17 protein-coding genes are annotated in these 20992 nt (G+C 65.0%); 6 read left to right on the top strand and 11 right to left on the bottom strand.

Features of this window, described 5'->3' with window-relative positions:
* On the bottom strand, nucleotides 1-608 hold a 608-nt coding region (locus VGH54_RS22630), incomplete at its 3' end, for a pyridoxal-phosphate dependent enzyme (protein ID WP_331514343.1).
* Nucleotides 609-636: 28 nt separating this feature from the next.
* Complete coding sequence (locus tag VGH54_RS22625) at nucleotides 637-1074, bottom strand: nitroreductase family deazaflavin-dependent oxidoreductase (RefSeq protein ID WP_331514342.1); 438 nt, start codon at nucleotides 1072-1074, stop codon at nucleotides 637-639.
* A 269-nt stretch (nucleotides 1075-1343) separates the two neighbouring features.
* On the opposite strand from VGH54_RS22625, the gene VGH54_RS22620 reads away from it, so the two are divergent.
* Complete coding sequence (locus VGH54_RS22620; protein ID WP_331514341.1) at nucleotides 1344-2588, top strand: acyl-CoA desaturase; 1245 nt, start codon at nucleotides 1344-1346, stop codon at nucleotides 2586-2588.
* Here the strand turns inward: VGH54_RS22620 and fadD11 are convergent.
* Nucleotides 2576-4381, bottom strand: coding sequence for a fatty acid--CoA ligase FadD11 (gene fadD11, locus VGH54_RS22615; RefSeq protein WP_331514344.1), 1806 nt, complete (start codon nucleotides 4379-4381; stop codon nucleotides 2576-2578). The two genes, VGH54_RS22620 and fadD11, sit on opposite strands and share 13 nt — an antisense overlap.
* 73 nt (nucleotides 4382-4454) lie before the next feature.
* Here fadD11 and VGH54_RS22610 point away from each other — a divergent pair, with 73 nt between their 5' ends.
* Nucleotides 4455-5276: a class I SAM-dependent methyltransferase gene (locus tag VGH54_RS22610; protein WP_331514340.1), complete on the top strand. Its 822-nt coding sequence runs from the start codon at nucleotides 4455-4457 to the stop codon at nucleotides 5274-5276.
* Between the two features lie 19 nt (nucleotides 5277-5295).
* Entirely contained in the window at nucleotides 5296-6552 is a 1257-nt protein-coding gene (locus tag VGH54_RS22605; RefSeq protein ID WP_331514339.1) for an amidohydrolase family protein, read from the top strand.
* Between the two features lie 136 nt (nucleotides 6553-6688).
* On the opposite strand, the gene VGH54_RS22600 is transcribed toward VGH54_RS22605, so the two are convergent.
* From VGH54_RS22600 to VGH54_RS22575, 6 genes are all read right to left on the bottom strand, one after another.
* Entirely contained in the window at nucleotides 6689-7120 is a 432-nt protein-coding gene (locus VGH54_RS22600) for a PPOX class F420-dependent oxidoreductase (protein ID WP_331514338.1), read from the bottom strand.
* 321 nt (nucleotides 7121-7441) lie between these two features.
* Nucleotides 7442-10984, bottom strand: coding sequence for a DNA polymerase III subunit alpha (gene dnaE / locus VGH54_RS22595; RefSeq protein WP_331514337.1), 3543 nt, complete (start codon nucleotides 10982-10984; stop codon nucleotides 7442-7444).
* An 89-nt stretch (nucleotides 10985-11073) separates the two neighbouring features.
* Nucleotides 11074-14028, bottom strand: a complete 2955-nt coding sequence (locus tag VGH54_RS22590; protein WP_331514336.1) for an RND family transporter — start codon at nucleotides 14026-14028, stop codon at nucleotides 11074-11076.
* A 93-nt stretch (nucleotides 14029-14121) separates the two neighbouring features.
* Nucleotides 14122-14553: a type II toxin-antitoxin system Rv0910 family toxin gene (locus VGH54_RS22585; RefSeq protein WP_331514334.1), complete on the bottom strand. Its 432-nt coding sequence runs from the start codon at nucleotides 14551-14553 to the stop codon at nucleotides 14122-14124.
* On the bottom strand, nucleotides 14553-15356 hold the full coding sequence (locus VGH54_RS22580) for an SDR family oxidoreductase (RefSeq protein WP_331514333.1): 804 nt from the start codon (nucleotides 15354-15356) through the stop codon (nucleotides 14553-14555). The genes VGH54_RS22585 and VGH54_RS22580 overlap by 1 nt, the downstream gene beginning before the upstream one ends.
* Nucleotides 15357-15363: 7 nt before the next feature.
* Nucleotides 15364-16380 carry an SDR family NAD(P)-dependent oxidoreductase gene (locus tag VGH54_RS22575; protein WP_331514332.1) on the bottom strand — a complete coding sequence of 339 codons (1017 nt, stop codon included), beginning with the start codon at nucleotides 16378-16380 and terminating at the stop codon, nucleotides 15364-15366.
* Between the two features lie 163 nt (nucleotides 16381-16543).
* On the opposite strand from VGH54_RS22575, the gene VGH54_RS22570 reads away from it, so the two are divergent.
* Together VGH54_RS22570 and VGH54_RS22565 are read left to right on the top strand one after the other, a co-directional pair.
* Nucleotides 16544-16951, top strand: coding sequence for a group 1 truncated hemoglobin (locus VGH54_RS22570; protein WP_331514331.1), 408 nt, complete (start codon nucleotides 16544-16546; stop codon nucleotides 16949-16951).
* Nucleotides 16952-17131: 180 nt separating this feature from the next.
* Entirely contained in the window at nucleotides 17132-17932 is an 801-nt protein-coding gene (locus tag VGH54_RS22565) for a DUF732 domain-containing protein (RefSeq protein ID WP_331514330.1), read from the top strand.
* A 31-nt stretch (nucleotides 17933-17963) separates the two neighbouring features.
* On the opposite strand, the gene VGH54_RS22560 is transcribed toward VGH54_RS22565, so the two are convergent.
* Entirely contained in the window at nucleotides 17964-19349 is a 1386-nt protein-coding gene (locus VGH54_RS22560) for a nitrate/nitrite transporter (protein WP_331514329.1), read from the bottom strand.
* 177 nt (nucleotides 19350-19526) lie between these two features.
* On the opposite strand from VGH54_RS22560, the gene VGH54_RS22555 reads away from it, so the two are divergent.
* Complete coding sequence (locus VGH54_RS22555; RefSeq protein ID WP_331514328.1) at nucleotides 19527-20699, top strand: putative sulfate/molybdate transporter; 1173 nt, start codon at nucleotides 19527-19529, stop codon at nucleotides 20697-20699.
* Here VGH54_RS22555 and VGH54_RS22550 read toward each other — a convergent pair.
* The coding region (locus tag VGH54_RS22550) for a MogA/MoaB family molybdenum cofactor biosynthesis protein (protein WP_331514327.1) at nucleotides 20690-20992 on the bottom strand (303 nt) is incomplete at its 5' end. The genes VGH54_RS22555 and VGH54_RS22550 overlap by 10 nt on opposite strands.

Below are 20992 nucleotides of genomic sequence, written 5' to 3'. Positions count from 1 at the left end.
ATGCCGGCGATGCACCCGCCACCCCCGACGGGAACCACCACCAAGTCCGGCTCGCCGTCGAGCTGGCTCAGTATTTCGACGGCGATCGTGCCCTGGCCGGCCATGGTGCGCGGGTCGTCGAACGGTGGCACCAGCGTCGCTCCGGTGCGCGCCACGTCGGCGAGCGCGGCCTCGGCCGCCAGATCGTAGGTCGATCCGCCCACAATCAGCTCGATGAACTCCCCGCCGTGGTAGCGGATGCGGTCGCGCTTCTGCTTGGGCGTCTTGGCCGGGACGTAGACGCGGCCGCGAATACCAAGCGTGCGACAGGCGTAGGCGAAGCCCTGGGCGTGGTTGCCCGCCGATGAGCACACCACGCCGGCGGCCAGCTCCTGGTCGGACAGCTGGACGAGCAGGTTGTAGGCGCCACGCAGCTTGTAGGAGCGCACCGTCTGCAGGTCTTCACGCTTGAGGTACACGTTCGCCCCGGTGGTCGCGGACAACCGGTCGGAAAGCTGGAGAGGTGTGGGTGTGACCACGCCGGCGATTCGGGTCGCCGCACTGTCGACATCGGCCGCGGACAGCGGCCCATTACCCGTGCTCGGGCTCTGGCTCAGTTCGGCGGACACCGGTCAATGGTGCCACCAAGCTGCAAATTCAGTGCACAGGGGTGAGCACAAAGACCGGAATTTGTCGGTCGGTCTTGGTCTGATAGTCGGCATAGTCCGGCCAGGCCGCCACGGCGCGTTCCCACCAGGCCGCCTTCTCGTCGCCGAATACCTCGCGCGCGTCGTAGTCGCGCGTGACCGACCCGTCCTGAAGCTCGACCCGCGGGTTCTTGGCGATGTTGTAGTACCAGACCGGGTTCTTCGGTGCCCCGCCCAGCGACGCGACAACGGCGTACTCGCCGTCGTGCTCGACCCGCATCAGCGGAGTTTTGCGGAGCTTGCCGGTCTTGGCGCCGACGGTGGTCAGCAGAATGATCGGCTTGCCCTTCATATCTGCGGCGTCGGCTCCAGCGGAATCAGCGTACTTGTCAGCTTGTTCGCGAGACCAGTCCCACGGGCTGGGCGCGTATTCACCTTCGAGTGGCATGAGACCACCATAGACACGCGTGCATGGGGTGCCCAGCCGCTCGCGTTGCTCCTCAGCTCCGACTCAGGGTCCGCACTGTAGAGTCTGCGATCGACTCCGCACACGATTACCTGTAGTGGCACAGATTCCTCATTTCGCGGGGTCAGCTTCTATCCAACGATGGGACGTGACGCACGATGCCGCGGTATTCGCGTTGCTTCTGTGTGCGCGTCCTCGTAGCCCGCACAGCTCCACACGCCGCCTTTGGCGGGGCTGGGTAGCGGGTCCCGTTGGCCATCACTGACGTATCCGAATACGCCCATCTCAGCGCCGCCGACCTCACCGCGCTCGCGGCCGAGTTGGACGAGATCCGCACTGATGTCGAGGCTTCGCGCGGTACCAGGGATCGGGCGTACATCACGCGCGCGATCGCTTTTCAGCGTTGCTTCGACATAGTGGCGAGGCTGATCATCGCCGGAACGAAGGGCAAAATCGGTTGGGCCCTGGGAACCACTGCCTTGGCCGCGGCCAAATGCATCGAGAACATGGAGCTCGGGCACAACATCACCCACGGCCAATGGGATTGGATGAACGATCCGGAAATCCATTCCAATACCTGGGAATGGGACATGGTCGGTCTCACGTCGCAGTGGCGATATACCCACAATTACCAGCACCACGTCTTCACCAACGTCGTTGGCGTGGACGCCGACCTCGGCTTCGGAATCCTGCGAGTCACTCGGGATCAGAAGTGGCGGCCGCTCGCCTTGCTCCAACCGTTGTTCGCTTTGCTGCTCGGGATGGCCTTCGAATGGGGCATCGCGCTGTACGGCGTGATTTCGGTGCAACAGGAAGAGACCACCGACGCCGGCAGAGCCGCCCAGAAATCGGCAATGCTGCGCAAGATGGCTCGCCAGGCCGGCAAGGACTATGTACTCTTTCCCGCCCTGAGCCGCCGGAGATGGCGGCGCACGCTGGGGGCGAACATAGTTGCGAATGGATTGCGTAGCGGGTGGGCGTACATCGTGATCGTATGCGGACACTTCGTGGACGGAGCGGAAAAGTTCACGCCGTCTGTGCTGGAGAATGAGACGAAGCCGGAATGGTATCTCCGGCAGATGCTGGGTACCGCGAATTTCGACGCCGGACCGACTCTCGGATTCATGACCGGAAATCTGTGCTATCAGATCGAACACCACCTCTACCCTGATCTGCCGCACAATCGGTACCCGGAGATCGCCGAGCGGGTGCGTGCTTTGTGCGCGACCTACGAACTGCCGTATACGACTGGTCCGATGCTGCGTCAGTACCTGCTCACCGTGCGGACGATCTGCAAGTTGGCGCTGCCGGATCGGTGGCTGTCCGCTACCTGCGACGACGCACCCGAAACAGCCTCCGAGAAGAGGTTCCGGAACGTCAAAACCGGATCCGAGGGACCCCGCGTCGGCGAGGACGTGCGGCGGCGCGGATTGGTGACAGCGCTACGCGACCACCGGAGGCTAACGTCGGCCCAGGCTCGCCGCTACGCCGGCTGAGTTGTCGACGCGCGTCCGGGCTCGTGGATGTCCGGGCCCGGTTCGCTGACGTACAACTCCTCGATCTCCGCGGCGTACTTGGCCGCGATCGGTCGGCGTTTGAGTTTCATCGTCAGGGTGATCTCGTCGCCGCCCGGCTCCCACAGGGTGGGCAGTACGCGGAAACGCTTGATCTGCTCGACCCGGGACAAATTCTCGTTGCCCGCGGCCACCCCTGCCGAAATCTTCGCGAGCATCTCCGGGTGGGACGCCAACGCGGCCGGCGAGGCGTCGGCCAGTCCGAGAGCGGCCGCGTGGGGGCCGACTGAATCGGCGTCGAACACCAGCAACGCGGTGTTGTACGGGCGAGCGTCGCCGATCGTCACCATCGCTCCGATCATCGGGCAGGCTGCCTTGATCGCGTTTTCGATGTTGGCCGGCGACATGTTCTTGCCGGCCGCGTTGATGATCAACTCCTTCTTGCGGTCGACGATCCGCAAGAAGCCGTCGGCGTCTCGGTCCAATATGTCGCCGGTATGCAACCAGCCGTCGGCGTCGATCGCCTCAGCGGTCTTTGCCGGCTCTTTGCGGTAGCCCTTCATCACCAACGGCCCCCGCACCAGATACTCGCCATCTTCGGCGATTTTGGCTTCCAGCCCGGGCAGCAGCTTGCCCACCGAACCTAGTCGCGCCTCGCGCGGATGACTCACGCTCGCAACGCAACTCAGCTCCGACATGCCCCAGACTTCGGCGATCGGGATGCCGATACCGACAAAGAAAGCCAGCGTCTCCCGCGGAATCGGCGCCGCACCCGACACCGCCCATCGCAACTTGTCGAGTCCAAGCTTCTCGCGCAGCTTCGAGAGCACAAGTTCGTCGGCCTGCGCCCATTCGGCGGCCACATCGTCGGGCAGCGGCTCGTCGGCGACGAGTGCCGCGGCGCGCTTCTCGGCGACCGACATCGCCCACTGCAAAGCCTGACGCTTTGTGTCGTCCTGCTCGTGTGCGACCGCGAATTCGATTGCCGCCTTGAGCTTTTCCCAAACCCGTGGCACCGCTGCCCAAATGGTCGGCCGCGCGTCGGGCAATGCGACCGCAATCTCGCGAACGTCGGAAATAACGGTAACCAGGATGCCGTACAGCTCCTGGTTGTACAGCGCCATAATGCGGTCGGCGATGTGCGCGGACGGCAGATACGACGTGGCACGATCATCGGGCCGGACGTCCAGGACGTCAGCGAGGGCATAGGCCTCGAACAGCAGGTTGGTGTGCGTCATCTCCACCCCTTTGGGATTCCCCGTTGTCCCGGAGGTGTAGATCAGGGTGATCACGTCGTCGGGCTGCACCGAACGCCAGGTCGCGTCGAAATCGAAGTCGTCCTCGGCGGCGGCGGCGGCGTAGAGATCATCCAGCGACAGCGTGCCATCCGGGGCGCCGTCGATACAGATGATGTGCGCGAGCTGTGCCCCGCTTGCCCGGACCCGGTCCACGTACTGCTGTTCGCAGATCACCACTTTGGTGCCGGCGTTGCCGAAGACGTAGGTCAGCTGGTCGGCGGGCAGGGTGTTGTACACCGAGAACGAGGTGGCGCCCAGGTGCTGCGCACCGACTTCCAGCGGATAGAACTCGATCCGGTTGGCCATCATCAGCGCCACCGTGTCGCCGCGGCGGACCCCGATGCCGTGCAGGCCGGCCGCGACTCTACGAACATCGGCGGCGTACTCCCGCCACGTGAGTGTTTGGGTGTCGCCGGGGGTGCGAAGCGCGATCGCATCCGGGTTTACTGCCGCGGCGCGCTGAAACGCCTCGCACATCGTGGTCGGCCTGCTCAGCTGGATTTTTGAATCGCTCACTCAGGCGAGGCTAGTCCTGCAGTACGTTGCGGGTATGGGAATTGCGATCACCGACTTGACACCCGTCGAGCAGACCGCGTTTGTCACCCAGTACGCCCGAGCACTCGACAGCCGTTGGCCCAGGCCGATACTCGGTGACACGTTGGCGGATGAGATCGTCGCCAACATCGACTTCGACTTCGACGGTTTGGGTGTGCCGGCGAGCGCGGTGCGCCAGACCGCGTTGCGGGCCAAGATGCTCGACGACCGGGTGCGCGATTTCGTCGCCGAGCACCCCGACGCCGTTGTCGTCGACCTGGGCGCGGGCCTGAGCATCGCCATGCTGCGCGTCGCGCCGCCGGCCACGGTCGACTGGTACAGCGTCGATCTGCCGAATGTCATCGCATTGCGCGATGAGCTGGTGCCCGCCGACGACCGCACCCATTCGGTGGCCGCATCGCTGGCCGACAACGGTTGGACCGACCAGATTCCGCCCGACCGGCCCACCATGCTGATCGCCGACGGCCTGCTGGCGTTCTTACCGGAGTCGGTGATCGTGAACCTGTTCCACCACATTCCCGAGCACTTCCGGTCAGGCGAACTGGCGATGAACGACTACGGGCACGTCAGCCGGCTCAATATCGCCGCTATGAAGATCGTCTTCAGTGCCGTCGGAACCCAATGGGCCTACCAAGGTTTCAGCGATGCCCACGTCCCGGAGAGCTGGAGCCCGCGCCTGCGGCTGGTCGAAGAGATCAGCCTGTCGCACGCGCCGGAGATCGACCTGTATCCACCTGCGGCCCGAGTCGCGACCCGATTGATGGGCATGACCAAATCCGGCGCCCGCACGGCGCGGATCCTGCGCTATCGCTTCTGAACTTCGAAAGATGACGACGATGCCGGCGACACTGATCACGGGCGCCACTGTCTGGGACGGGATTTCGGCGCAGTCCGCACCACGCCAGGTACTGGTCGTCGATGGCCGCATCCAGCGGGTTGCCGACGCGATCGAGGCTCCACCCGATACACGGGTGGTGGACCTGTCCGGGCACACGCTGACACCGGGCTTCATCGACTGCCACACCCACGTAACGCTGGCACCTCCGGTGGGGTTGCTGATGGCCCTTGACTCGAGCATCGCGAAAGCGTTGAAGTCGTTGCCGGTGCTGCGTGCCCTGCTGATGAACGGTTTCACCACGGTGCGCGACTTGGGTTGCGGCGACATCGATTACCCGACCATCGACCTGCGCAACGCGGTGGCCGCCGGGCTGGTCGTCGGCCCGCGGATGCTGGTGGCGCCCCACATGATCTCCGCGCGCGGCGGCCACGGCGACTTCAGCGGAATGGTCGCCGACGAGTATCAAGACCCCTGCCGGCCACTGGAGTTGGCCGCCGCCGACGGCGCCGACGAGATCCGCACCCGGGTCAGACAGCAGATCCGGGCCGGCGCCGACTGGCTCAAGTTCGGCGCGACCGGCGGATTCGCCTCGCCCTCGGACGACCCCGGCCACGCCACCTACAGCCAGGAGGAGATGGACATCCTGGTCGCGACGGCCACCGACCTCGAAATCCCGGTCACGCCACACAGTTACGGCGACGAGGGTATCCGGCGCGCCGTACGCGCCGGGGTGCGCAGCATCGAACACGGCAACCTTGCGTCGGCTGAGACGCTGCGCATGATGCAGGACGCCGGGGTGTTCATGGTGCCCACCCAGTACACGATCCTGTCCGGCGCCCGCCGCGACGAGGGCGACACCGTGTGGGCGGCCCTTCCGGAACACTCACGGCGCAAAATGCAGAAATACCGTGAGGCGCTGCTGGACGCGGCGGACGGGCTGGCCGCCAGCGATGTTCGGATCGCGTTCGGCACCGACGCCGGAATGTTCCCGCACCAGGACAATTGGCGCGAGTTCCCGATGATGGTGTCGACCGGCATCACTCCGCTGCGGGCTTTGCGGGCGGCCACCAGCGTTGCCGCCGAACTGCTACGCCTCGATGATCTCGGGGTGATCGCCGAGGGCAAGATCGCGGATCTGATCGCGATGCCCGGTGATCCCTTCGCTGATATCAACGTCACCGGCCAGGTGGACTTCGTGATGAAAGAAGGTGTGATTCACAAGGATCCGGCGGGCGCTCCCCGAGTGTGCGGCTAGCGGAGCGCTCGGCCCCAAGTGTGCGGCTAGCGGAGCGCTCGGCGCTCACGCGGCCGGTTTCGGCGGGTCAATGCCGCAGATCGGCGGACTCCGCCTCTATTGGTCAGTCGATCTTCTGCGATGGCTGGCCGAATGTTCAGGCCGCCCACGGACCCACGCCACCGACCTTTTCGATCCTGATGTGAGTCAGGTATCCGGGGGGTGCGTCGAGCGGGGGGAATCCGGTGCCGGGGCCGAAGATAGTCGTGGCGATCTCGTCGAGCAGTTCGGGAGCACCGCCCTCCTCGACGCGCGCCGTGCCCTTGATCGACAGGTAGGGTGTCTGTGGCCCGCTACGGTCGGTGGACACGATGGTCACCGCCACTCGGGGATCACGCCGGATATTGCGGATCTTCTGATGCTCCTGAAGATGAGCGGTGAGCAGCTCATCACCACCGTCGGCCGTACTCTTCACCGCCACCCAGACCACGCTGACTTGCAGGCTGCCGTCGCGATTGATCGTGACCAGCGTTGCAGGGGCGGAACCGATGAGCTGGCGTGCGATTTCGTTGACTTTCATGATGTTCATTGCGTTCTCCTTATTCGTCGTGTTTGCGCGCATTTCGGGCGTCCATCCATACGACGAACAAGCTGTGCAGGGACCGACAGCCTGACAACAAATCCACCGATTCGAGCGCACCGACTCAGTCGCCGCTGCTGGACCAGCGCCGCTCCGGTCACGACACTCACCGTTTCCGGCTGGCCATCCACATGCGTGGAATCATGAGACCGGTTTCGCTGCGTGAAGACCGCGACGAGACCCTCAAGACGCTGCAACGGCTTCATCCGGCGCGGCATGCGGTGACGGTCATTCCGACCCACGATCACCAAGCGGCGCTTCGGTTGTCGTCTAGCTGCCCAGACACCCCGGACCGAGCAGCGCCTTGAGGTCGCCCATCAGCGCCGGAGACAGCGTCACCCGCAGTGACGCATCCAACTCGAGGGTGGTGATCCGGTCACCGCTGACCAGCCGCAGGTGCACCTGTGACGTGCCGGGGTGCTGAGCCAGAACTTGCTTGAGCGCGCTGACCTTGTCGATGGTGCACTGCCGCGTGGGCAAGCTGACCGCCAGCGGCCGGTTGACCTGCGCGTTGCTGAAGTCCGGCACCACGAGGTCGTTGGCGATCAGCGAAATCCGGTCGTCCCGGATCGCGACCTTGGCGGTGACCAGTACCACCGTGTCGTCGATGACTTCGGCACCGAACGCGGAGTACGTGTGCGGGAAGAACATCACCTCGATACCACCGGTGAGGTCTTCCAGTTGCGCTGACGCCCAAGGCATCCCGTTCTTGTTCACCCGCCGGTTCACCGAGGCCAGGATGCCGCCGACCTTCACCATGGTCTCGTTGGCGACGTCGCCGTCGAGGATCGCCGGAATGGCGGTATCGACCTGGGTGGCCAGCAGGTGCGCGACCCCATTGAGCGGATGACCAGACACGTACAGGCCCAGCATCTCGCGCTCCAGCGCGAGTTTGTGCTTGTCGTCCCACTCCTCGTCCGGGACCCGGATGGTGAAGACAGCGTCGGCGCCGGCTCCCCCGTCGCTCGGGTCCCCGCCGAACAGGTCGAACTGCCCCATCGCCTCGGCCTTCTTGGTACCCAGCACCGACTCGACAGCGTCGGTGTGCACCAGGAACAGCCCCTTGCGCGGGTGCTTCAGCGAATCGAAGGCGCCGGCCTTGATCAGCGATTCGGTGACTTTCTTGTTGCACGCCGCGATGTCGACCTTGTTGAGGTAATCGGAGAAGTCGGTGAATTTCCCCTTCTCGGTGCGGGTATTGATCAGCGAGGCAACAACATTGGCGCCGACGTTGCGGACCGCACCCAGCCCGTAGCGGATATCGGTAGCGACGGAGGCGAAGTTCAGACCGGACTCGTTGACGTCGGGCGGCAGCACGGTGATGCCGAGTTTGCGGCAGTCGGCCAGGTACACCGCGGCCTTGTCCTTGTCGTCACCGACCGAGGTCAGCAGGCCCGCCATGTACTCGGCGGGATAGTTGGCCTTGAGGTACGCCGTCCAATACGACACCAGGCCATAACCCGCCGCGTGCGACTTGTTGAACGCGTAGTCGGCGAACGGCAAGATGGTGTCCCACAGCGCTTTGATGGCCTTGGCGGAGAATCCGTTGGCCTGCATGCCTTCTGAGAAGCCCTCGAACTCCTTCTCGAGCACCTCGCGCTTCTTCTTACCCATGGCCTTGCGCAAAATGTCGGCTCGGGCGAGCGAGTAGCCGGCCACCTTCTGCGCGATGCGCATGATCTGCTCCTGATACACGATCAGGCCGTAGGTTTCGGCCAGGATCTCGCGGAGCGGCTCCTCGAGCTCGGGGTGGATCGGTTTGATCGCCTGCCGGTTGTTCTTGCGGTCGGCGTAGTCGTTGTGGGCGTTCATGCCCATCGGGCCGGGCCGATACAGCGCGAGCACGGCGACGATGTCCTCGAAGCCAGTGGGCTGCATGCGGCGCAACAGGTCGCGCATCGGCCCGCCGTCGAGTTGGAACACACCCAGTGTCTCGCCGCGGCCGAGGAGTTCGAAGGTGGCAGGGTCGTCCAGCGCAACGGATTCCAGGTCGAGGTCGATCCCCCGGTTGGCTTTGATGTTCACCAGCGCGTCGCCGATGATGGTCAGGTTGCGCAGGCCGAGGAAGTCCATCTTCAGCAGGCCGATCGCCTCACACGACGGGTAGTCCCAGCCGGTGATGATCGCGCCGTCCTGCGGCCGCTTCCACAGCGGGATCACGTCGGTCAGCGGCTCGCTGCTCATGATCACCGCACAGGCGTGCACACCGGAGTTACGGATCAGGCCTTCCAGTCCGCGGGCGGTCTGGTAGATGGTCCGCACATCGGGATCGGTGTCGATCAGCCCGCGGACCTCGGCGGCCTCTTTGAAGCGTTCGTGGTTGGGATCGGTGATGCCGGACAGCGGAATGTCTTTGGCCATGATCGGCGGCGGCAGCGCCTTGGTGATCCGATCGGCGATCGCGAAACCGGGCTGCCCATAGTGGATCCGGGCGGAATCCTTCAGCGCCGCTTTGGTTTTGATGGTGCCGAAGGTGATGACCTGCGCGACTCGGTCCTGTCCCCACTTCTCGGCGGCGTAGCGCACCATTTCACCGCGACGACGGTCGTCGAAGTCGATGTCGATATCGGGCATCGAGGCGCGCTCGGGGTTGAGGAACCGCTCAAACAGCAGCCCGTGCTGGATCGGGTCGATGTCGGTGATGCCCAGCGCGTAGGCCACCAGCGACCCGGCCGCCGAGCCGCGGCCCGGGCCGACCCGGATGTCGACGGACCGCGCGTAGTTGATCAGGTCGGCCACGATCAGGAAGTACGACGGAAAGCCCTTGTCGCAGATGACTTCGATCTCAAACGCGGCGCGCTGGGAGTACCCGTCCGGCAGCGCTTGGGGAAAGCGGCGGCACAGGCCGGCCTCGACCTCGTGGCGCAGCCAGGACGCCGGGTCGTGGCCGTCGGGCACCGGGAAGGCCGGCATCCGGTCGCGGGGTTCCCAGACGTCGGCGTACGAGCTGACCCGCTCGGCGATCAGCAGCGTCGAGTCGCAAGCACCGGCCACCTCGTTGTCCCAGATCTCCCGCATCTCGGCAGCCGACTTCAGGTAGTAGCCGTCGCCGTCGAACTTGAACCGAGTCGGGTCAGAGAGTGTCTTGCCGGTCTGCACACACAGCAGCGCCTCGTGATTGTGCGCAGCGTCGCGGGTGACGTAGTGGCAGTCGTTGGTGGCCAACGGCGGAATGTTCAGCGCGCGCCCGATTTCCAGCAGCCCGTCCCGCACCCGGCGTTCGATGGACAGCCCGTGGTCCATCAGCTCCAGGAAATAGTTCTCGGGTCCGAAGATCTCCCGCCACTTGGCGGCCGACTCCAGTGCTTCGCGGTGGTGTCCGAGCCGCAACCGGGTCTGCACCTCTCCGGACGGGCAGCCGGTGGTGGCGATGATGCCGGCGGCATGCTCGGCGATCAGCTCGGCGTCCATCCTCGACCACTTGCCCAGCTGGCCCTCGAAGGACGCCAGCGACGACAGCTTGAACAGGTTGCGCAGACCGGTGGCGTTCTCCGCGACCATCGTCATGTGGGTGTAGGAGCCGCTGCCGGACACGTCGTCGCTCTTCTGCCCCGGATCACCCCACAGAATGCGCTTGGTCTCGAAACGTGAAGCCGGTGCGACATAGGCCTCGATACCGATGATCGGCTTGATCCCCGCGGCGGTGGCCCCGTTGTAGAACTCGCTGGCCCCGAACATGTTGCCGTGGTCGGTCATACCGATCGCGGGCATCTGAAGTCGCTGCGCCTCGGCGAGCATCGGCGCAACCTTCGCGGCACCGTCCAACATCGAGTACTCGGTGTGGTTATGCAGGTGCACGAACGACTGACTCATAGGCTCGCCAGTCTATGGCCGCGCACCGACGCGTACCCGGCATGTCGGCGAGTGTGTCGTGCCCTTCGGCCAACTCACGAGCCGCCAACTCACGAGCGGAGCGCGACGGTGTCTGGATCGGTGCCGTGAACCACCTCGGCCGGGATCCCGTTCGGGCCCGCACCGTCCACGGCGCCGTTGGGCGCTTCCGGCGTCGGCTCGGCCGCAGGTGACCGTTCTTCCCGCCTGCGCGGCGCCGGTGGCGGCGGTTTGGACGGCCACCAGTTCCACTTGCCGACCAGCACGGCGATGGCGGGGACGGTGATGGTGCGCACCAGGAAGGTGTCCAGCAGCAGCCCGGTCCCGATGATGAAACCGCACTGCACCAGGGTGCTGATGCTGGCGAACAGCATGCCGAACATCGAGGCGGCGAAGATGACACCGGCCGCGGTGATCACGCCGCCCGTCGAGCTCACCGTGTGGATGACGCCTGCCCGTATCCCGTGCGGCGACTCCTCCCGAAGCCGCGAGATCAGCAGCAGGTTGTAGTCGGCGCCCATTGCGACCAACACGATGAAGGTCAGCCCGGGGATGCTCCAGGTCAGCGGCTGGCCGAGGATGAACTGAAAGAAGATGACCCCGATGCCGAGTGCCGACAAGTACGAGATCACCACGGAGGCAATGAGATACAGCGGCGCGACCACAGCCCGCAGGATCGCGACCAGAATCAGGAACACGATCAGAATGGTCATCACGATGATGAGGTTGATGTCTTGACCGTAATAGGCACGGGTATCGCGGAGCATCGCGGTGACTCCCGATGCCGATATCGAGGCCTCCTTGAACATCGCATCCGGGTGGGGCCCCCGAGCGGCATCGATGATGCCGTGAATCTGATTCATCGCATCGGTGCCGAAGGGGTAGAGCTTGGTTTGCACCAAGTACCGCGCCGTGTGTCCATCGGGAGAGATGAAAGCCGTCAGCGCGCTGTTCAATCCTCCCCCGGTGTGTTCGGTTTGCTTGATCAGATCCTTGACGCCGTCGATCATCTGATGAATCGCGTCGGCGTACTTGTGGGCATCCTTCTGCGTTGCTGCCGTGCGTTGCCTCTGACCCGTGTCGTCGTTGCCCAGTACTCGTAGGTCATTGCTGGCGTCGTCCAGTATCTGGCGCACATTTCGCGACGCCACCTCGATGGTGTTCGCGTCGGGGAAGTTCTCCAGCTTTTCGGCGAAATCAGACATCTTCTTGAGCGCTCCACCGTCGCGCGTGGTGGTCGCAACCACGTCCAGCACCGTCACCGGCGACGCGTCGACGGTGTTGGCGATCTCCGCGACGTCGAGGGACATGGCGAAGCCGAGCGCACGCACCGTGCTGACGAACATGGCCGTGTCGTCGACTTGTTTGGCCGGGGCGGTCGGCGGGGCCAGTTCGGGCGGTAGACCCATGTCGGGAGTTGAGGTCCCGGTACTGGCAACCGAATACAGCAGGGAGGCGACGTTGGGGAATCCGTCGGCTCCGTCGCCGTCTGATTTATCGCCCTTGTCGCCGCTGTTGCCCTTGTTGCGCTGGTCGGTGGAACCTTTGGACGAACCGATGGTCACGCCGTCGTACGCGGAGTTTTTGTCGGCCGATTTCGGCGTGGGCACCGGGGCGCCGTGGATCGCCGCGATATCGGGCAGTTGGCCCACCCGCTGTTCCATTTGCTTCAGATCGACGAGCGCCGGCGGCTTCCGCAAGTCCTGTGATGACTGGACCACGAGATACTCGGGAATGGTGGCGTTCAACGGAAAATGTTCGGCCAGCGTCTTGTATCCGACAGAGCTTTCGACGGAATGCGGGAGCGTTTTGCTGTCGTCGTAGTTGAAGCGGGCAAACATCGCACAGCCGGCCAAGATGAGCAGCACCGTGAGACTGCCGGCCAGATGCCTCACCGGTCGTCGCACAATGCGGATACCCGACCGCCGCCAGAATCGGCTGGTGAGGTCGCGGCGCGGCTTGATCCAATTGCGCTTTCCGGCCAGGACCATCAGCGCCGGCAGGAATGTGACGGCGGCCAGTAACGCCACCGCGATGGAAATGGCCAAGGCGGGACCGACGTTTTTGAAGGCCCCCAACTTGGTGAAGACCATCCCGAGAAAGGTGATCGACACGGTGGCCGCAGACCCGGCGATGACTTTGCCGATCGACGTCAACGCCTTGGCCACGGCTTCATCGGAGGCCATGCCCTGCCGCAGATAGTCGTGATATCGGCTGATCAGGAACACGGCGTAGTCGATGCCGGCGCCGGCCATCATCGTCGTCATCAAGGTAATCGTCTGACTGGAGACGCCCAGACCGAGTTCGGCGACGCCCGAGACGATGGACTGTGCGACTGCGACCGATACGCCGATGGTGATCAACGGCAACATCATCGTGAGCGGATTGCGATAGATGACGAACAAGATGATCAGCACCATGATCACGACGGCGGCCTCGATCACGTGCATATCGCGGATACCGATGTACATCAGGTCGTCGCCGGTGGCCGCGGGCCCGGTCAGGTTTGACGTCAGCGTGGTCCCGGCGACGGACTTTTTGACGATGTCGGCGACCCGGCCGAACCCCTCATGCAGCTCGGGTGTGCCCACTCCGCCGGAGAGCACCATGGGCAGATACCAGGCTTTGTGATCCTTGCTGGTCATCGCCTCGCGCAGGGCCGGTGTGTGGATGAAGTCCTGCAGCATGACGATGTCGTGCGTGTCCGGTCGCAGGTTGTCGGCCAGGGTCCGGTAGGTGGTGAGGTCGGAGGGGTTCAGCCCGTTGTCGTCGGTCAGGACGACCAACAGGACGTTTTCATTCTCGGAGCCGGACTGGTTGAACGCCTGGGAGATCTGTCGCGTCGTGACCAGCACCGGGGCGTCGTTCGGCAGGATGGGAACCGGCCGCTTGGCGGCCATCTCGGTCAGCGGTGGAAATGTCACCGATAGAACGGCGGCGAGCGCGATCCAGAAGCCGATGACAGCCCACGGCCAGCGCTGCACAACCATGCCGATCCAGCCGAACAGCCCCCTGGCTTCGGACATAGCGGCTCCCCGAGCCCCCCGCAACATTCGGCCAGGTTACCGCCGTTCGCCGGTTCTGTAGAGCCCTCGGCTGTCGCGAGTCAGCCTGCGCCGCTATCCGTAGAGCTGGACGAACTGTTTCAGCGACTTCTCGACATCGCCTTTGACGGCCCGGGCCGCGGCCGCGCCCACCGGGCCGAACAACGCGCGCCCGCCCAACTCGAGGCGCAGGCCAAGGTTCGAACCCTTTTTCGTCGGCGAGACCGTGAGCGTCACGGTGTACTTCGCGCCGCCCTTGCCCGATCCCGATAACGCGACCCGGTACGGCGGCTTCCAGGTGGTGACCGTCCATGTCACCCGATTGCGCAGGCCCTTGGCACGTGCGACGCCCACGACCTGGGTTCCTTCGCTCAACTCCGCGGGAAGCTCGCTGCGCCACGCCTCGTGCATCACCAGCCACTCGCCCAGTTCGGATAGGTCGGACACGTGCTCCCACATGTCCTGCGGGCTCATCGGTACGTCGGCCTTCACGTCGACAGCGGCCATCAGCGACTGGGTCCGCCGCGCAAACGGTTGCCGATGCGCATGCCGGGCAGCAGCAGGCTGCGTGGCACATACCGGCCGCCGATGCTCACGGCCTTCGGCACGATTCCGGGCACCACGCTGCGCTTACCGGACAGCATCCCGCCGATCGCCTCTTCAGCGACGTCGTGCGGCGACACCTGCGCCAGTGGAATGCTGAAGCGCTCGGCGCTGGCGATCTCGCCCCATTCCGTCGGCACCGGGCCCGGACACAGCACTGTCACCGAGACGCCCGTTCCGTGCAGTTCCTCGTGCACCGCTTCGGAGAAGGTCTGCACGAAAGCCTTCGTCGCCGAATACACGGCCATGTAGGGCATCGGCTGGAATCCCGCGATCGAGGCGATGTTGAGTACCGCGCCGGCTCCCCGTTCGACCATGCTGGGCAGTGCAGCGTGAGTCAGTTCCATCAGCGCCAGCGAGTTGAGGACGACCTCTTCGCTTTCCCGCTCGACCGGCAGAGTCTGAAAGACCCCGCTGGTGCCGAACCCGGCACTGTTGCACAATCCGGCGATCGGCTCGGTGCGCAGCCGCTTCGCCAGCTGCTCGCGAGCCGCGGCATCGGACAGGTCGAGCGGAAAGACATCCGCTGCCACCGAGAACTGGGTGCGCACCTCGTCGGCGAGCTCGTCCAGGCGTTCCTGACGGCGGGCCACCAGCACCAGCGGGTAGCCGCGCCGGGCCAGCCCGCGGGCCAGCTCGGTGCCGATGCCCGACGAAGCACCGGTGATGACAACGGCTTCTTGGTTGGTCGGTTTCGGAAGACTCATGATCGCCTCACCAGTGGATTCCGCGGGTCGCTCGGACGAACGTTTCGCTTCGGTGGTCGAAATCATTTGCGCCGCTGTCGGATTCATCACCCTTGGCGGCTGACGAATCTCCGAACATGCTGAAGGCCCGGTTGCGCACCCGGTCCATCACCGCCGGGTTGACGGCGTCGGCGACGGCAGCAAACTGCCCGAAGGGCGAGCTGGCCCGCCGGGGCCGGTGCACGATCGCATCGGTGATCACACCAGCGGCTTGATCCGGCGTCAGGGCCGGGAACTTGTCGTACATCGTGGTCGGGCTGATCATCGGCGTCCGGACCAGCGCCATGTGCACGGTAGTGAACTTGATGTCGTCGCTGACGACCTCCGCCTGCAGCGCGTCGCACAGGCTGTCCAGTGCCGCCTTGCTGGCGATGTACGCGCCGAACCGCGGCGCGCGGGTCTGCACCCCGACCGAGGACACGTTGATGATCTGCCCGAACCCGCGTTCCCGCATGCCCGGAATGAACTTCAGGATGAGCTGTACCGCGCCCAGGTAGTTCAGTTGCATGGTGCGCTGGTAGTCGTGGATCCGGTCGTAGGACAGCGCCAGCGAGCGCCGTATCGATCGTCCGGCGTTGTTGATCAGCATGTCGACGCCGCCGAGATCAGCCAGCACCTGGTCGGCCATCGCGGCGATGGCGTCCATGTCGGACAGATCACACGGGTAGACGTGCGCAGTACCGCCACTGCTGCGGATGTCGTCGGCGACCTTTTCCAGGTTTTCCCGCGTGCGCGCAACCAGGACCACCTCGCCACCGGCATCCGCGATCTTCTTCGCCGCCGCTTCGCCGATGCCCGACGACCCGCCCGTGATGAGGGTGATTGTGCCGTCGACGGCCTCGTGCAGTGTCCGGCCCTGTACGGCGTCCAGCAGATTGCGCAGGTAGAAGGGTCGGTAGCGGCCCGCCGAGTTCGGCGTGTTGACGAGGTTGGACACAGCGGCGAAAGGCTTCTCGACCAAACCGGTCAGATCACCCAGATTCATAGCTTCCACGCTCCCGGTGGTGATTCCCCTGGCATTTCCACCGAGTCTCCTATACCGCTGAGCAGTTCAGGCGCTTCTTCGGCAATCCGGTTGTTACGCCGGGTAATCCCACGGTGATGGCGTTCTAACGGTCGGGCAACGCTCAGATGGTCCGCTATTGCGCATGGGAATACTGACCCGCTTGCGCAGGCCTGGTGCGGTATCGCTGTACGAGACGATCGGCGGTCACGACGCCCTCGAAGTCGTTGTTGAGGACTTCTACTGCCGTGTGCTTGACGACGATCACCTGGCCAGCTTCTACGCCGGCTCGAACATGAAGTGCGTGAAAGCCAGGCAGGTCGAATTCCTCTCCGCGGTGCTCGGCGGACCTGGGCCCTACACCGGTACGCCGCTGCGGCAGGTGCACGAAGGCCGCGGCATCACGATGCATCACTTCGCCATAGTGGCCGCGCATTTGGCGGATTCGCTTAGCGCGGCCGGGCTGCACCCGGACACGATCACCGAGATCCTTCGAGCCATCGCGCCACTGGCCGGGGAGGTCGCATCGGAGGACATCAAAGCGGTCGTCTGAACACCGCATCAAACTTCGCCGAGCGTGCGGGGTCTGCGAATTGGCGGCCTGGCTTATCGCGCAGACCGCACGCTCGGCGAACCCCTCCCGCGGCGCCGGGAGCTGCGGAATTGCCGCGCGCGGCCTAGATTAGAACTCAGGGCTCGTCAGCGATGGCTTCAGCAGAACGGAAACCGGGCAATGCCTTCCGGATTGATCCGACACCTCCCCGCCGCGGTGGCTTTGGTTGGCCTAGTCGCCGCGGCACTTCTGCCCGGTGGCACGGCAACCGCGGACCCAGGCCAGGACCAGAAGTTCTTCGACCTCCTCGGCCAGAAAGACATTCCGCCGGTCGACAACGCGAACAGCCTCATCGAGACGGCGCATAAAGCATGTTCCAAACTCGATGGCGGCATGTCGGTGGGCGACCTGGTGGATTTGATCAGGAACAACGGTTACAACGAAAACCCGCTGACGCGACTGAGTCCCCCTGACCGGATCACCAGAACCATCAACCAATTCATCAACGCGTCAGTGCAGGCCTATTGTCCGTACGACGCAGGCAAGATCGCTTCGATAGCGGGGTTCGACGGGCGCGGCTCGACCGGCGTCACGACGGACAACCCCGATCGGCGCAACCGGTCGCCCGTCGTCGTGCTGGCCTCGCTGACCGTAGCGCTCCCCGCCGGAGAAATCCCGCCGACGAAGCCGCTGCCGGTGCCGGCACAACCGCCGCCTCCGCCCGAGGTGCTGGCTCCGGCCCCGCAACAACCGCCGCCGCGACATGTTCAGCAGGCGCCGCAACGGCAGCAACAGGTCGAGCCGCCGCCCCCGGAAGCGCCACCCCAGGAAGCGCCACCGCAGGCAGAGCAACCGCAGGCTCCTGCCCCCGCTCCTGAGCCCGGCGGTGGAAACGGCGGTGGAAACGGCGGTGCCCCCGCACCGGACAGCCCGTCGCCGGCTCCACCGGCGCCGCCGGGCCACATCAGGCTTGCACCCTGACCACGACGTCGACGGCCCCGCAGGCCGTGGCTCAGGCGCCGGCTGCAGCCAACACAGGTTGCTCGGCAATCGTCTGAGCCGGCCGTCGCAGATAGACACGCAAGGTGACCAGCGCGGCGACCGCATAGAACCCGGCGAAGTCCCAGAACGCGATCGTCGCGGTCCCATTGGCCAGGTAACTGCTGCGCAGCGCCAGGTTGATCGCCACGCCGCCGAGGCCGCCGATCGCTCCGGTAATCCCGATCACCGCGCCCGACATCGAGCGCGAGTAGTTGGCCCGGGTCTCCTCGTCGGCCTCCAGCGATCGAGACACCGTGTGGAAGATCGACGGGATCATCTTGTAGACAGCGCCGTTGCCGATGCCGCTGAGCACGAACAGCACGACGAATCCGATGACGTACACAACCATCGTGGCCGCAGTGGTACGACGGCCCGCGAGGGTGGCGTTGATCGCCAGTATCCCGTCGCCGCCGATCATCCCGACGAACGCCCAAAACGTCACCGTGCCGCCGCCGACACGGTCGGCGATTCGGCCCCCGTAAATTCTCGTGACCGAACCGAGTAGTGGCCCCACAAAAGCGATTTCAGCGGCATGCAGCGATGCCTGAGCCGCGCTCTGTCCACCGGCGGCGAACGACATTTGCAGTACCTGACCGAAGGCGAACGAGAAACCGATGAATGAACCGAACGTGCCGATGTAGAGCAGGCTGACCAGCCAGGTGTGACGACTCCGCAGCGCGGACCGCATCGCACCGAGGTCGACGGACACCACGTCGAGGTTGTCCATGTACCGGGACGCCCCCACCGCCGCGACGACCAACGCCACCACGTAGAACGCGCACACCCAATACGGCTGGCGGTTGCCGGCAGTGGCGATGACGAGCAAGCCCACCAGCTGTACGGCCGGCACACCGATGTTGCCGCCCCCGGCGTTGACGCCCAGGGCCACACCCTTGAGCCGCTGCGGGAAGAACGCGTTGATGTTGGTCATCGACGACGCGAAGTTTCCACCTCCGAGGCCGCACAGTGCGGCGCAGGCCAGGTAGAACCACAGCGGCCGGCCGGGTTGCGCGAGGACCAGAATCGTCGCGAGGACGGGCACGATGAGCACGCACGCCGAGAACACCGTCCAGTTGCGCCCGCCGAATCGCGCGGTCGCCATGGTGTACGGAAGTCGCAGCATCGAACCGACCAATGTCGCGGTGGCAGCGATCAGAAACTTGTCTCCGGCGGTCAGACCGTAGACCGACTGCGGCATGAAAAGGACCATCACCGACCACAGCGACCACACCGAGAACCCGACGTGCTCTGCGGCGACGGACCATACCAAATTGCGTCGCGCGACGGCCTTGCCGCCCGCTTCCCATGCGGCCAGGTCCTCCGGGTTCCAATCTGTGATCGTGTGCGATCGCGCCACCGCGTTCTCCCTTGAGATTCCGACTCTTCCGACGCGAACGTAAAGATGCGATGTTGCCGCCCGGCGTCTCACGATGTCGCGGCCGTGAAATCACTCTCACGGGTGGACTGGACGCCCCGTGAGCGAGCCGCCGCGTTCGAGGACTGCCCACCCAGCGCTCTGCATTAGAGTGCTGGCATGGTCGGCACGGCGCCAGTGCACCTCGAGTCCGGTCCAAACCCATTTCGATTCGACCGCGCGGAATTGGCCGGGGCGGTGGGCGATCTGGGCGTACTGGTCCCGATCGCGGTGGCACTGATCGTGAAGAACGGTCTGACGCCGACGGCGGTGTTGTTGCCGGCCGGTCTGCTCTACGTGGTGGCCGGCCTGATTTATCGGTTACCGGTTCCGGTGCAACCGTTGAAGGCCTTCGGGGCGATCGCGATCGCGCACGGTTTCGGCGCTGACGACATCGCGGCCGGCGCGCTGCTGATGGGCCTGCTCTTTTTGGTGCTTGGCGCCTCAGGCCTGTTAGATTGGATGGCAAAAGTGTTCCCGCATCCGATTATTCGGGGGATTCAACTTTCGGTGGGACTGTTGTTCTGCCAGTTGGCCTGGAGGCTGGTGTCCAACACGCCGAAGGCGTTCACCGACCACCGGCACGCGGTCTGGTGGCTGGCCGGGGCCACCGTAGTGGTGATCGCCGTTGCACTGCTGCTGCGACGCCACCAGATCACCCTGGTCTTCCTCGCGATTGCCGTGGTGGCGATGATCCTGGCATTCCATGGCTCATTCGCCGTCGGACCGTCGGCGGTGCACGTCCCGCACCTGAGCCGGGCCGCGTTCGCCGCAGCCGCCGTCGCCCTGGTGCTCCCGCAGGTGCCGCTGTCGTTCGCCAACTCGTGTCTGGCTACCGCGGACACCGCCCGTACCTATTTCGGCGATGCGGCGCAGCGGGTACGGCCGGGTCGGTTGGCATCCACGATCGGGCTGGCCAATCTGTTCGCCGGCTCGATCAGCGGCATGCCGGTGTGCCACGGCGCCGGCGGCATGACTGCCCACCGCACCTTCGGCGCGCGCAGCGGCGGCGCCCCAATCATGTTGGGCGCCATACTCATTGCACTGGCTCTGGTAATGGGAGCCACGCTGACCGTGGCGCTGTCCGGTTTCCCGGTGCCGATTCTCGCGGGTCTGTTGACGGTGGCCGGTCTGCTGCACATCACGCTGCTGAAAGACCTACGGGGACCGTGGCATTGGACGCTGGCCATTGCCGTGGGTATCACAGGCTTCCTGAGCAACCTCGCGGTGGCTCTGGTTGGGGCGCTCGCGATTTGGTGGCTAGTCCACGTGATTCGGGCACGTCACGAGTGATCCTTGCCGGCGATCTGGTCCAGGGCATGATCGAGCACGCCGGCGAGCACCCCGAGGCCGTCGCGCACCCCACCCGGTGAGCCGGGCAGGTTGACCACCAGGGTCCGACCGGCTACTCCGCACAGCCCGCGCGACAGCACCGAGGTCGGCACCTTCGGCAGGCCGGAACGCCGAATCTCGCCGGCCAACCCCGGAATCTCGTAATCGAGCACTGCGCTGGTCTGGGCCGGCGTCTGGTCGGTCGGCGAGATGCCGGTGCCGCCCGACGTGATCACCACGTCGACGCGGTCGGC

This window comes from Mycobacterium sp. (genome assembly GCF_036488105.1).
GTDB lineage: Bacteria > Actinomycetota > Actinomycetes > Mycobacteriales > Mycobacteriaceae > Mycobacterium.
This window is presented reverse-complemented; position numbering and strand designations above follow the sequence as displayed.

Excerpts from the sequence above, each read along its gene's own strand:
- VGH54_RS22585 (WP_331514334.1), bottom strand. The coding sequence starts at position 14,553 with ATGGCCGCTGTCGACGTGAAGGCCGACGTACCGATGAGCCCGCAGGAC.
- VGH54_RS22610 (WP_331514340.1), top strand. The coding sequence starts at position 4,455 with ATGGGAATTGCGATCACCGACTTGACACCCGTCGAGCAGACCGCGTTT.
- VGH54_RS22580 (WP_331514333.1), bottom strand. The coding sequence starts at position 15,356 with ATGAGTCTTCCGAAACCGACCAACCAAGAAGCCGTTGTCATCACCGGT.
- VGH54_RS22555 (WP_331514328.1), top strand. The coding sequence starts at position 19,527 with ATGGTCGGCACGGCGCCAGTGCACCTCGAGTCCGGTCCAAACCCATTT.
- VGH54_RS22565 (WP_331514330.1), top strand. The coding sequence starts at position 17,132 with ATGCCTTCCGGATTGATCCGACACCTCCCCGCCGCGGTGGCTTTGGTT.
- VGH54_RS22600 (WP_331514338.1), bottom strand. The coding sequence starts at position 7,120 with ATGAACATCATGAAAGTCAACGAAATCGCACGCCAGCTCATCGGTTCC.
- VGH54_RS22590 (WP_331514336.1), bottom strand. The coding sequence starts at position 14,028 with ATGTCCGAAGCCAGGGGGCTGTTCGGCTGGATCGGCATGGTTGTGCAG.
- fadD11 (WP_331514344.1), bottom strand. The coding sequence starts at position 4,381 with ATGTGCGAGGCGTTTCAGCGCGCCGCGGCAGTAAACCCGGATGCGATC.
- VGH54_RS22605 (WP_331514339.1), top strand. The coding sequence starts at position 5,296 with ATGCCGGCGACACTGATCACGGGCGCCACTGTCTGGGACGGGATTTCG.
- VGH54_RS22570 (WP_331514331.1), top strand. The coding sequence starts at position 16,544 with ATGGGAATACTGACCCGCTTGCGCAGGCCTGGTGCGGTATCGCTGTAC.
- VGH54_RS22575 (WP_331514332.1), bottom strand. The coding sequence starts at position 16,380 with ATGAATCTGGGTGATCTGACCGGTTTGGTCGAGAAGCCTTTCGCCGCT.
- VGH54_RS22625 (WP_331514342.1), bottom strand. The coding sequence starts at position 1,074 with ATGCCACTCGAAGGTGAATACGCGCCCAGCCCGTGGGACTGGTCTCGC.
- dnaE (WP_331514337.1), bottom strand. The coding sequence starts at position 10,984 with ATGAGTCAGTCGTTCGTGCACCTGCATAACCACACCGAGTACTCGATG.